This window comes from Cupriavidus necator, from assembly GCF_016127575.1.
Lineage (GTDB): Bacteria > Pseudomonadota > Gammaproteobacteria > Burkholderiales > Burkholderiaceae > Cupriavidus > Cupriavidus necator_D.
The window spans coordinates 363,173-375,835 of record NZ_CP066019.1 but is presented as its reverse complement, the minus strand read 5'-3'; the positions used below and the strand labels follow the sequence as shown (position 1 = coordinate 375,835).

Annotated in this window: 8 protein-coding genes; 5 read left to right on the top strand and 3 right to left on the bottom strand. The window is 69.9% G+C overall.

Annotation, left to right across the window (positions count from 1 at the left end):
• Positions 1-124 precede the first annotated feature (124 nt).
• A complete protein-coding gene (locus I6H87_RS20700; protein ID WP_011616553.1) occupies positions 125-3,997 on the bottom strand; it encodes a LuxR C-terminal-related transcriptional regulator in 3,873 nt (1,290 codons plus the stop codon).
• Positions 3,998-4,077: 80 nt separating this feature from the next.
• Positions 4,078-5,124: a Bug family tripartite tricarboxylate transporter substrate binding protein gene (locus I6H87_RS20695; protein ID WP_011616552.1), complete on the bottom strand. Its 1,047-nt coding sequence runs from the start codon at positions 5,122-5,124 to the stop codon at positions 4,078-4,080.
• Positions 5,125-5,557: 433 nt separating this feature from the next.
• Here I6H87_RS20695 and I6H87_RS20690 point away from each other — a divergent pair, with 433 nt between their 5' ends.
• The 5 genes from I6H87_RS20690 to I6H87_RS20670 all read left to right on the top strand — a co-directional run bounded on the left by I6H87_RS20690 (position 5,558) and on the right by I6H87_RS20670 (position 10,460).
• Complete coding sequence (locus I6H87_RS20690) at positions 5,558-6,523, top strand: Bug family tripartite tricarboxylate transporter substrate binding protein (RefSeq protein WP_041688295.1); 966 nt, start codon at positions 5,558-5,560, stop codon at positions 6,521-6,523.
• 9 nt (positions 6,524-6,532) lie between these two features.
• Complete coding sequence (locus I6H87_RS20685; protein WP_011616550.1) at positions 6,533-7,711, top strand: CaiB/BaiF CoA transferase family protein; 1,179 nt, start codon at positions 6,533-6,535, stop codon at positions 7,709-7,711.
• Between the two features lie 72 nt (positions 7,712-7,783).
• The gene (locus tag I6H87_RS20680) at positions 7,784-8,569 is read left to right on the top strand and encodes a crotonase/enoyl-CoA hydratase family protein (protein ID WP_011616549.1); all 786 of its coding nucleotides are present in this window, start codon (positions 7,784-7,786) and stop codon (positions 8,567-8,569) included.
• Between the two features lie 13 nt (positions 8,570-8,582).
• Positions 8,583-9,338, top strand: coding sequence for a 3-hydroxyacyl-CoA dehydrogenase (locus I6H87_RS20675; RefSeq protein ID WP_011616548.1), 756 nt, complete (start codon positions 8,583-8,585; stop codon positions 9,336-9,338).
• Between the two features lie 183 nt (positions 9,339-9,521).
• Entirely contained in the window at positions 9,522-10,460 is a 939-nt protein-coding gene (locus I6H87_RS20670; protein WP_041687951.1) for a LysR family transcriptional regulator, read from the top strand.
• A 52-nt stretch (positions 10,461-10,512) separates the two neighbouring features.
• Here I6H87_RS20670 and I6H87_RS20665 read toward each other — a convergent pair whose 3' ends face one another.
• Positions 10,513-12,657 (bottom strand): acetate--CoA ligase family protein, encoded by a 2,145-nt coding sequence (locus tag I6H87_RS20665; protein ID WP_011616546.1) that lies wholly within the window; start codon positions 12,655-12,657, stop codon positions 10,513-10,515.
• Positions 12,658-12,663 lie beyond the last annotated feature (6 nt).

Here is a 12,663-nt window from a genome sequence, read left to right as displayed (position 1 = left end):
ACCCAGCGTCTTTCAAAGCCACTGGGTCCCCGCTTTCGCGGGGACGACGGTGGACCAGCTGAAACTGAACGGCATTACCCGCATGACGCGGGCGTGCGTGGACAGCGGCAGGAAGGCGGCAGGATCAGGCCGGCACCACGCCCGGCCCCATCACGTCGCGCAGCAGCGCGGCGGCGCCGCCGCGGCCGCCGACACCCAGCTTGGCGTAGATGTTCTTGAGATGCCATTTGACCGTCTCGGCGGAGACATTCAGGACTCTCGCGATCTTCTTGTTGGACATCGCCTGCGCCAGCAGGTACAGGATTTCGCGCTCGCGCTCGCTCAGCAGGGCGATGGGGCCGCTCTGCGGCCCGGCATCGGCGGCGCCGCGCTCGCTGGCCGCCGTGCGATGCGCCGCCAGCAGGCGCTGCACGTAGAAGCCGAGCACAGGGTCCGGCAGCGGCTCGCGGATAAGAGCGTCGGAGGCGTCCGACATGACCTCCAGCGCGTCCAGCAGCGTGCGCGACAAACCCAGCCCGTGGCCCAGCCGGCAGGCCGTCACGAAGTCCTGCCGAGCCGCCGCCCCCTCCCCCAGCCCCTGCCGCGCCACGGCAAGCTGCATGCGCAGGCTGGCCGTGGCGGGTCCCTGCGCGGTGGCATCGAGCAAGGGCTGGATGCGCTCCAGCGCCCCGGCAAAATCGCGGGTGTGCAGGGCCATGTCGATCGCCGCGCGCTCGGCCGCGTGGGCGAGCGCGCGGGCCCGCTCGGGGCCCGAATCCGAACCCGAAGCGGCATGGCGTTGCGCAAGCCCCCGCACGCATTCGAGGACGATATTGGCCCGCTCCATCGCGCCCTGCTGGAGATGCCGGCGCAACCGCTGCACCAGCGCCTCGGCCAGCAGCCGGTCCAGGCCATAGCGCACCGCATAGGCCTCCAGCCGGTCCAGACAGGCCAGTGCCTGCTGGCGCCGCCCGGCGATCCAGTGCGAATTCGACAGCACCAGGCTGGCCCGCAGCACCACCTCCGGCAACGAAGTGCGCTCCACCATGCCGATGCGCGGCTCCAGAAGCTGGCAGGCCGCCTCGGTTTCGTTCAGCTCGTACAGCGCATCGGCCAGCAGCCCGGCGGCCATGCTCGCCATCGCCACGTAGCCCGCGCCATACCCCTCGGCTTCCGCCAGCACCTCCCGCACAATCTTGCAGGCCTGGCGGATCTTCCCTTCCCGCACCAGGCTCAGCGCGTGCACGCAGCGGCCGAACTGGCGGCTGCGCGGCGAGCGGCTGCGCAGGTCGGCCTCTTCCAGAATCCCGCGCGCCAGATCGTGCTCGCCGCGCTGGATCAGCAGCCAGGACAGCGCGTTGGCGCGGGCAAGCCATGTGAAATCGCCGGCCTCCGGCGGCGGGTTCCAGATTTCCGGCAGCAGCGCCGCCGCGGTGTCGATATCGTCGAGTTGCAGCGCCATGCCCGCGCGCAGCAGCGACACGGTATAGCACCCGACCGTACCAACGCTGGCGCGCTGCGCGTCCATCTCGTCGAGGCTGCGGCGCAGGCTGTCGAAATCGCGCGCGTAGAGCAGCATGTAGGCGTGGGCCACGTGCAGGCGGAAGCTGCGCCTGACCTGCTCTTGCGGCAGCATGCGCAGCAGGCCCGCCACCTGGCTCAGTTCGCCGCCGACGAGCAGCGCCTGCGCGCGCCCTTCGACCAGCTTCGCGGCGGCGTCCGGCTCGCCCGCGCTCACGGCGTGCAGCACAGCCTCGTCGAGGTGGCCGCGGGCGTCGAACCAGCGCCAGGCCGTGGCGTGCAGCGCGCGTATCTCCGCTTCGTCGCGGGCCGCCAGGTAGCCGAGCAGCGTTTCGCGCAGCAGCGGGTGGATGCGGTACCAGGTTTCGTTGTCGTGGCTGCCGACCACGGTGATGAACAGATGGTCGGCCACCATCCGCGTCACGCGCGCCTTGATGCCCGCCACAGCGTCGGGCTGCCCGAGGATTTCCGCGCACAGCGGCACGCAGAAGCGCTGGCAGATGGCCACCCGGGTCAGCATGTCGAGATCGTCGGGCGCGAGCCGGACCAGCACTTCGCGCTCGAAGAAGCTGGCGAACGCCCGGGCGTCGCGCACCTGCGTCACCGGGTAGCTGCCGGCCTGCCGGGTGCGCAGGCCGATGGCAAACAGTTGCAGCCCGGCCACCCATCCGTCCGTCAGTTCATGCAGCGCCGCGGCGTCGCTGCCCGGAATGTTGCCGAGCTGGTCGCGCAGGTAGCGCGCGGATTCCTCGGGCGAGAAGCGCAGGTCGCGCATGTCGAATTCCGCGAGCTGGTTCTGCAGACGCAGGCGCTCCATCGACAGGTCCAGCGCCGTGCGCGAGGCCAGCGCCACGTGCAGTTGCGGCGGGGCGTACTCCAGCAGCCACTGCAGCGCCAGCAGGATAGCGGGGTCGGAAACATGGTGCAGGTCGTCGATCATCAGCACCAGTTCGCGCTGGCGCCGGGCCAGGCCCTGCACCAGCGTGATCGCCCACAGTTCGATCTCGGCCTCGTCGTGTCCGGCGGCCACGACTTGCGAGGCTTCGCGCGCGGCGGCGGGATCGGCCTCCGCAATGCTGGCAAGCAGATAGTCGAGGAAGCGCGCCGGCTCGTTGTCCTCGGCCGCCAGCGACAGCCAGCAGACGTCGTAGCCCAGCGAGATCATGGCCTTGCGCCACGCCATCAGCGTGCTGGTCTTGCCGCTTCCCGCCTGGCCGTGGATCATCACGCAGCGGTGGCGGCGGGCGTCGAGCAGGCGGCCCATCAGCGCTTCGCGCGGCATCAGTTGCCGGGCGCCGCGCGGCGGCAGCACCTTGGTGCTGGTGATCGCCTGGATGGGACGTTCGCCCTCGGCCACGGCATGGCCAGGCAGCAACAGCGGGCTCGCGGCTTGCGGCTCCAGCGGAACGTCCGGCGCATCCGGCATATCCGGCATATCCCGCGATTGGCCGTTGGCCGGACCGTGCGGCACGGTCTGGCGGATCCAGCGATACGGCGTCGCGCCGCGCGACCGCGCAGCCGCTTCGATGGCGGCCAGCGCCTCCGGAATGGCGGCCGGAAAACTCGACCGGCGCACGGTCTGCGCATCGCACAGGAACCGCTGCACCATGCGCAGCCAGGCGGCGCCGTTGGGTGCCAGTTGCACCATCACGCGCGGATGGCGCCGGACCCAGTGCTGGACGTCCGCATGCTGGTGGCTGGCGTAGTTGTCCGACAGGACCCAGATGTGCCGGTCCGCGGGCGTGGCCGCCTCCACGTCGCGCAGGAAGCCCAGCCAGCTTTCGTGCTGGGCGCCGGCGCTTGCGTCGCCAAGCCCGCCATCGAGCATCCGCAGCGCCGTCAGCAGCGATGCGGCAAGGCTGCGCTGGTGCGCCGGCAGCGAGCGCAGGTTCTGGCCCCCCGCCCCCGACGTGCCAGGGGCGGCCAGCGGATGCGCAGGCTCGTCGAACGCCAGCACCAGTGCATGCTCGGGCCCGGCTGCGTAGAGGGCAACGATTTCGACAGCCCGCCCGGTGAAATGGAACGGCGCCGGGCCGGATGCACGGCCGTTGATCCCATTCAACCCGCCAAGTCCGCCAAGGCCGCCAAGCCCGGAAGCGAGTCCCGCCGCGCGCCAGTGACGCGAGACGCTTGCGGCGCTGACGCCCAGTTCCGCCGCCACGCCGCGCATGCTCCAGCCGCGCGTCGCGTCGGGGCCGTCTGCGCCAGTCAGCCTCGCCAGCCTCGTCAGGTCCACCCTGACGGGCGGAGCGCCGCGCGGCAGGTCATGCAGGATGCCGCCGAGCCCCGCGTGGGCATAGCGCTCGCGCCAGCGCGCGACCTGTGCGCGCCCGATGCCGAGGCGGGGCGCAATCATCTTGTTCTGCTCGCCTTGCGCCGCCAGCAGGATGATGCGGGCGCGCTGCGCCACCTTGGCCGGGGTCTCCGGCGCGGTGGCAAGTGTTTCGAGCTGGGAGCGATCCTGGTCGGTCAGGATGATCTGGTGTGCTACACGCATATGCGCCTCTGCCGATGGGGCAGCCTCGCGCCGCGCCATGCAGGGCGGCCTGGGACTGCCTGGGTGTCGGGGAGCCGGGCTCAGTCAATGCTGGCGCCGGAGCGCTGGATGATGGCCTTCCACTTCCCGCGTTCGGATGCCACGAAGGCGCGGAAACGTTCGCCGCCAAGCGGCAGCGGCGCGGCGCCCATCCGCTGGATCTCGGCGGTCACCGCCGGATCGGCCAGCAGGCGGCCGATATCGGCCTGCCACCTGGCCACGATGGCCGGACTGGTGCGGGCCGGGAAGAACAGGCCGATCCACGACGTGGCTTCCGCCCCGGGATAGCCGGCCTCGGCCACGGTCGGCACCTGCGCCAGCGCGGGCAGGCGTGCCTTGCTCGTGACCGCGAGCGCGCGCAGCTTGCCCGCCTGGATCTGCGGCAGCGTCGAAACGGGGTAGTCGAAGGTCATGTCGACCTGTCCCGCCAGCAGGTCATTGATGACAGGCGCGCTGCCCTTGTAGGGGATGTGGACGAACTTCACTCCCGCCTGGGCCTGGAAGAGTTCGGCGGCCAGGTGCGTCCCCGTGCCGTTGCCCACGGACGCCACGGTCAGCTTGCCGGGATTGGCCCTGGCGTACGTGACCAGGTCCGCGACCGAGCGGAACGGCAACCGGCTGTTCACCACCAGGATGTTGGGAATGGTGACCAGGCCTTGTGCCGCGATAAAGTCCTTCTCCGGATCGAAGCGCAGCGCCTTGTAGAGGAACTGGTTGCCGGCAAACATGCCCTGCGTGCCCATCAGGACGGTGTAGCCGTCAGGCTGCGCACGCGCGCCGATTTCCGCGGCAATGTTGCCGCCGGCGCCGCCCCGGTTGTCGACCACGACCTGGATCCCGAAGTCCCTGGCCATATGCGAGGCGACGAGCCGGGCAAGCTGGTCGGTGATGCCGCCGGGCGGCGCGGGCACCACTATCGTGACCGGCTTGGCGGGATACCCGTCCTGCGCACGCGCGGGCGATGCGCTCGTCGCGGCGGCGAGGCCGCACACGACTGCGGCGGCCGCCGCCAGGGTTGTTCCGAAGCGCCTGGGAAGGCGGGCGAGGCCGGGGAACCGGGGGCGCCGGCTCCGGATTCGTGACAGCATGTCCAACTATCTCCTGTGTATCGCACCGGTCTCTTGCCGGATCCAAAGACTCCCTGTGCCGGCTGATTCCTACGAGATGTCGTGGACACCTTCCAGATACCGACGATCCAATACTACGTGTTTTCGTAGTGTTTCGCCATATATCGTAGGAAAACCCTAATCAAAGTTCGTGGCGCAGGGAACGATCCGCCACCTGGATCAGGCATTGCGGGTCCCTCTGCCTTGCCGTGGCCGGCACGCGCCGATACATCCCATGTATTGATCGACATACCGAAAGTATTTTTCACAACTGCGCCAGCTTCTTAGCATCTGTCGGACTCCCTCAAAGGACGGCGTGCCGTCCCCTTGCAGGATCACGACCAGACCAGGGAACCAAGGAGACGACATGGCCTTTCATCTACCCCGATTGCCGTATTGGCGGCGCTGGCGCCTCATGGCGACATGTGTGGCGGCGTGCGCGGTGGCCGCGGCGTCCGCGTGGATGCAACCGGCCCTGGCGCAGGCGGCTTACCCGAACCGCCCGGTCAAGATCATTGTCTCGCTGCCGCCCGGCAGCGGCACGGACACGACCGCGCGCTTTGTCGCCCAGGCACTCTCGGCGAAGTTCCACCAGCCGTTCGTGGTGGAGAACCGCCCAGGCGCCAACGGCTTCATCGGCGCACGCGCCGCGGCCGAGGCTGCGCCCGACGGCTATACGCTGTTTGTCGGCAGCAACTCGACCATGGTGACCAACGTCGCCGTGTTCAGGAACCTGCCGTATGACCCCGTCAAGGACTTCGCGCCGGTGGAACGCATCGCGCGCTTCGCGCTCGTCGTCGTGGTGCCGACCGGCTCCCCGTTCCGGACGCTCGCGGAGCTGGTCGACGGCGCGCGCAAGGCGCCCCGCAAGCTCAACTACGCCGCCGGCAGCCCCGGCTACCAGGTGTTCGTCGAACTGCTCAACGAGCGCTTCGGTATCCACGCCGCCCCGATCGCCTACAAGGGCACCGCCCCGGCCATGACCGACGTCGCCGTCGGACAGGTGGACTACTCCATGGCCGAGATCAGCGCGGTCATGCCGCTGGTCCGGGCCGGCCGCCTGCGCGCGCTTGCGGTCACCGACACCCATCGGCTCAAGGAACTCCCGGAGGTGCCCACCGTGGCCGAAAGCGGCGCGCCGGGCTTCGACGTTTCGGCGTGGACCGGGGTCTTCGCGCCCGCCAACGTGCCCGCGCCGATCATCAAGAGCCTGTCGGACGCCGTGCGCGCGGCCCTGCAGGCGCCCGCCGGCGTGAAATTCGTCGAGAGCCTGGGCGGCACCGTGTACACCGGCAGCACCACCCGCCTGCGCGACTTCCAGCTCGCCGAGATACAACGCACGCGCGACATCGTAAAGACTGCCGGCATCCCCGTGGAGTAGAGCAAAAACATGCACGCATCAGACCAGGAAACCAGGAAGGGCCCGCTCGCGGGCATCCGGATCATCGAACTGGCCGGCATCGGCCCCGGCCCGCTGGCCGGCATGATGCTCGCCGACATGGGCGCGGAGGTGCTGCGCATCGAGCGTCCGGGCGAGGTCGATCTCGGCGTGAAGCGCGAGCGCCGGTACGACCTCATGCTGCGCAATCGCAAGTCCCTCGTGCTCGACCTGAAGGATCCCGAGGCCGTGGCGACCGTGCTGGAACTGGTGGAGAAGGCCGACGCCCTGATCGAAGGCTTTCGCCCCGGCGTCACCGAGCGCATGGGCCTCGGCCCGGACGCGTGCATGGGGCGCAATCCGCGGCTCGTGTACGGCCGTGTCACGGGCTGGGGCCAGAGCGGTCCGCTGGCCAACGCGGCGGGGCATGACGTCAACTACATCGCGCTGACCGGCGCGCTCAATGCCATCGGCCAGCGCGGCGGCCCGCCGGCCATCCCCCCGGCTTACCTTGGCGACTTCGCCGGCGGCGGCATGTTCCTCGTCGCCGGCGTGCTGGCCGCGCTGATCGAGGCGGGCAAGTCCGGCAAGGGACAGGTGGTGGATGCCGCCATCGTCGATGGCGCCGCCGCGCTGGGCGCGGTGTTCTTCGGCCTCGCCGCCGCCGGCCAGTGGCGCCCGGAGCGCGGCACGAACGTGCTCGATTCCGGCGCGCACTTCTACAACGTCTACGCGTGCAAGGACGGCGGCTGGATCTCGGTCGGCCCTGTCGAGGCGCGCTTCTACCGAGACCTGCTCAGCCGGATTGGCGTGGACCCTGCGAGCCTTGGTGACCAGAACGACCCCGCCAACTGGGAAGCCGGAAGCGCGGCACTGGCCGAAGTCTTCCGCACCCGCACGCGCGACGAATGGTGCGCCCTGCTCGATGGCACCGACGCCTGCTTCGCCCCCGTGCTGAACTACCACGAGGCGCCGCACCACCCGCACCTGCGCGCGCGCGGCACCTTCGTCGAGGTGGACGGCATCATGCATCCGGCGCCCGCGCCGCGCTTCAGCCGCACGCCTTCGGTGCCGCCCGCGGCGCCGCGCGCGCCGGACGCCGCCGGGATTGCCGAGGTCCTGGCGGGCTGGCTGCCGCCCGGCCGCATCGACGCTGCGCGCGCCGTGTCGGAGAAATGCCAGCGGCGCTGACACCGCGCCCCCCTGCCCCGGCCGTTGCCTGAACGCGGCCGAAACCACACGTCTTCCCCACCACAGTCTGTCATGAGCAATTTCCTCGATATCCAACGCGAAGGCGCCATCGCCATCGTCACCATGAACCGTCCGCAGACGCGCAACGCGCTGTCCGACAACGACGCCGTGGAGGCGCTGGTCGAGATGTGCGAAGCCGTCAACCGCGACCATTCCGTGCGCGTCGTGGTGCTGACCGGCGCCGGTCCCGCCTTTTCCTCCGGCGGCAACCTGAAGAGCCTGCGCGCCACCTTCGGGCGCGAGTCGGGCGAGCCGGTGATGGCCCGCTACGCCTACCGCGACGGCATCCAGCGCCTGCCGCTGGCGCTGTCGAACCTCGAAGTGCCGGTCATCGCGGCAGTGAATGGTCCGGCGCTCGGCGCGGGCAATGACCTCGTCTGCACGTGCGACATCCGCATCGCATCCGAAACGGCCGTGTTCGCCGCCACTTTCGTCAAGCTCGGCCTGATTCCGGGCGATGGCGGCGCGTGGCTGCTGCCGCGCGCCGTGGGCATGTCGCGTGCGGCGGAGCTGTGCTTCACCGGCGATACCATCGACGCCGCGCAGGCGCTCGAATGGGGACTGGTCTCGCGCGTGGTCCCGCAGGAGGCGCTGATGCCCACGGCAATGGAACTGGCGCAGCGCATCGCGGTCAATCCCGGCCATGCGCTGCGCATGGCCAAGCGGCTGCTGAAGGAAGGCCAGCACGCCCGCCTCGACACCATCCTCGAAATGTCGGCCGGCTTCCAGGCGCTGGCGCACCACACCAACGACCATGAGGCCGCGCTTGACAGCTACATGGCGCAACTGAAGCGCTGAGCGGGAGACTGGCATGGACATCCGCGACAACGTCTTCCTCGTTACCGGCGGCGCCTCGGGCCTCGGCGAAGCCACCGCCCGCATGATTGCCGCCGCCGGCGGCAAGGTCGTCATCGCCGACATCAACCCCGCCGGCGAGGCGCTGGCTGCCGAACTGGGCGGCCGCTTCGTGCGCTGCGACGTGAGCAGCGAGGCCGACGGCCGCGCCGCCGTCGACGCCGCCACCGCGCTCGGCCGGCTGGCCGGACTGGTGAACTGCGCCGGCGTGGCGCCCGCGTGCAAGACGGTCGGTAAGGACGGCCCCCATCCGCTCGACGCCTTCGAGCGCACCGTGCGCATCAACCTGATCGGCACCTTCAACATGGTCCGCCTCGCCGCCGCGGCGATGGTGGGCAACGCGCCCGATGCCGGCGGCGAGCGTGGCGTCATCGTCAACACCGCGTCGGTGGCGGCGTTCGAGGGGCAGATCGGGCAGGCGGCCTATGCCGCGTCGAAGGGCGGCGTAGCGTCGATGACGCTGGCCATCGCCCGCGACCTGGCGCGCGACGGCGTGCGCTGCGTGACCATCGCGCCGGGCCTTTTCGAAACGCCCATGCTGATGGGCTTGCCCGAAACCGTGCGCGACGCGCTGGGCAGGATGGTGCCGTTCCCCTCGCGCCTCGGACGGCCCGCCGAGTATGCGCGGCTGGTGGAAGCCGTGGTCGGCAACCCGATGCTGAACGGCGAGGTCATCCGTCTCGACGGGGCGATCCGGATGCAGCCCAGGTAAGCCGGCGCGGCAGGAGACCTGAAAGCAATACGCGGGGCGGCCAAGGCCGCCCCGATGCATTTCCACGCCCGCCAAAGTGCGCGACGCTACGCAACCCGATCAGGGAATACCCGAATCCGGTTGTCTTATTCTGCGACAATTCGTATTCTTCAACCACATATCGTATATCAGGCAACTTCCAAGATGGACCTCCGACAGATGCGCCAGGCCCTGGTGCTGAGCGAAACGCTTAACTTCCACCGCGCCGCCGAGCGCCTTTGCATGGCGCAGCCGCCGCTGTCCACGGCCATCCGCAAGCTGGAAGAGGAACTCGGCGTGACGCTGTTCGACCGCCACCCGTCCGGTCTCACGCTCACGCCGGTGGGCGAGCTGGTGCTGCGGCAGATGCGCAGCACGCTGTACTTCGCCGACGAGATCCGCCACGCGGCCAGCGAAGGCGAGAACGGCGTGCGCGGCAAGGTGCGCGTGGGCTTCGTCGGCTCGTCGGTGTATTCGCTGATGCCGCGCCTGATCCGGGCATTTCGCGGCCGGTATCCACACGTGGAGCTGATCATCGAGGAATCGACGACGGTCGACCTGTTGCGTGCGGTCGAGGAACACGTGCTCGATGTCGCGCTGGTGCGCTATCCCGTGCTCGCCAAGACGCCGCTGCAGATCGCGCTGCTGCAGTCCGAACCGATGATGCTCGCCGTCAGCGCCGATTCTCCGCTGGCACGGCGCAAGCACATCGCGCTGTCCGAGTTGGGCGACACGCCGTTCATCGTCTATTCGCAGGCCCGCGTGCCGGCGATGCATTCGCTGATGATGCATGCGTTCCAGGTGGCCGGCATCCAGCCGCCTATTGCGCAGGAAGCGGTGCAGGTACCCACCATCCTCGCGCTGGTGGAGAGCGGGCTGGGTGTGGCGCTGGTGCCGGCCTCCACCGCCCGGCTGGGCGGCGACGGTATCCGGCATGTTCCGCTGACCGGGCTGCCGGCGCAGATGGAATTCGGCATCGCACTGGCAACGCTGCCGGGCAACATGCACGCCACCACCCGCAACTTCGTGGCACTGGCGCACGAGGTCACCGGCGCGGCCAGCCAGGAGGCGGCGGTCGAAGCGCCGCTTCGCGCCGCCGCCTGAATGTTTCCGATGCCGGCGGGAACGCCCTCCCCGCCGGCACCGGAGCGGCCCGTCAGGCCCCCACTCTCCGTTCGATCAGCGCATCCACCGCCACGATGCGGTCCGGCGTGCAGATCAGCGGATTCACATCGAACTCGGCGATCACGTCGCGCTGGTCCGCCGCGAACTCGGACAGGCTGGCGACGATTTCCGCCAGCAGGTCCATGTCCACGCCCGCCGCGCCGCGGAAGCCCTTCAGCAGCGCCACGCCGCGCAGCTGCTCCAGCATGGCGCGCGCCTGCTGCGCCGAGCACGGCGCGATGGTCGCGACCGTGTCCTGCATCAGCTCGACCATCACCCCGCCCAGCCCCACCACCAGCAGCGCGCCGAGGTGCGGGTCCACGCGGGCGCCGACCAAGATCTCGATGCCGGTCGGCACCTGGCTCTGCACCAGCACGCCGTTGATGCGGTCGTCGGCGGTCACCTTGCGCGCATTCGCCATGACCTCGCGGTACGCGACGGCAACCTCCTGCGCCGAGTTCACGCCGAGGCGGATCACGCCCGCTTCCGACTTGTGCGGGATGGCCGGGCTCTCGACCTTCAGCACGACCGGATAGCCGCAGGCATCGGCGGCGCGCACGGCGTCCTGCTCGCTCGTCGCCAGGGACTCGCCCACCACCGGCACGCCGTACATGGCAAGGACGTCCTTGGCTTCACGCTCGGTGAGCGTATCGGCCGGCGCGGCAACGATGCGCGCGCGCGCTTCGGCGGCCACCGAAGCGTGTGTCAGGCGCGGCGGCTTCGGCGTGGCGCGCGACAACAGCCATTGCTCCCGTGCCTGCCACGCGGCCAGCGCCGCGAAGCAGTGCGAGACCGAGCGGAACAGCGCAAGGCGCGGCAGCGCCTCGGACTCGACCGCCTCCGGCCCTTCCATCCAGTTCGACATCCACAGGCCGCACGCCATCTTGCCGTGCTTGACGGCTAGGTCGTTGAACACCTGGAAGCGGCGGCCGTTGCCGTCGCCGGTCACCACCAGCGGCACCACGGCGGCGCCGTAGGCGGGATCGGCGAAGACCGCGTCGCCGCACTGGATGAAGGAGTCGAAGTTGTTGGCGGCCTGGGCGGTCAGGTCGCACGGGTTGCGCGCGGCGCCGAAGTCAGGAATGTGCGATTCGAGCACGGCGCGGGTCGCGTCACACGGCTGCGGCAGCGGCACGTTGAAACGCTCGGCCTCGTCGGCGGCGACAATGCCCGCGCCGCCCGAACCCGAGACGATGGCCACGCCGGACGTCGTCGGCCGGGGGGCCTTGGCGAAGAACACCGTCGTCGGCACGAGCTGCTCGATGGTATCGACCTGCACCACGCCAGCTTCGCGCAGCGCCGTGCTGTAGGCGCGGTCGGATCCCGCCATCGAGCCGGTATGCGACATGGCCGCCGCCGCGCCCGCCGTCCCGCGCGCCATCTTGTAGACCACCAGCGGCTTGCCGGCTTCCGCGCAGACTTGCGCCGCGCGAATGATCCGGCTGGCGTCGGACAGCCCTTCGAATACGCATGCGATCGCCGCGCACGAGGGATCCCCGGCGAGATAGGCGATCTGGTCGGTCACGTCGATATCGCACGCATTGCCGCACGAGAACACGTGGCTGAACGCCGTGCCGTGGTTGGCCGCCTGTTCCAGCGCAAATGCCAGCGCGCCGGACTGGCTGACCAGCCCGATCGCATGGGCCGGCAGTTCGCCGCCACGCGCGGGCAGCGGCGTGAACGACACCAGCGCATGGTTGATGTAGTTCGCATAGCCGATGCTGTTCGGACCGAGCAGCAGCATGCCGCTTTCCCGGGCAATGGCGACCAGCCGAGCCTGCTCGGCAATCTGCTCCGGATTGCCGGTCTCGGCATAGCCCGACGCGAACAGCACCACGCCGCCCACGCCCAGCCCCGCGCACTCGCGCACGATGGGCTCCACCGTTTCGCGCGCGGTGGCGATCAGCACGCAGTCGGGCGCCTCGGGCAGCGCCGACAGCGACGGATAGCAGACCTGCCCGTTCACCTCGGGGTAGCGGGGGTTGACCAGCAGCACGTTGCCGTCGAACTGCTGCAGGTTCGTCATGGCCCGGCCGGCGAACGAGCGAGCGTTCGGCGTCGCGCCGACCACCGCGATGGTGCGCGGATGGAAGAGGCGCCGCAGTTGCGCGTGGGTATAGAGATCGCGTGTCGACATGCCGCC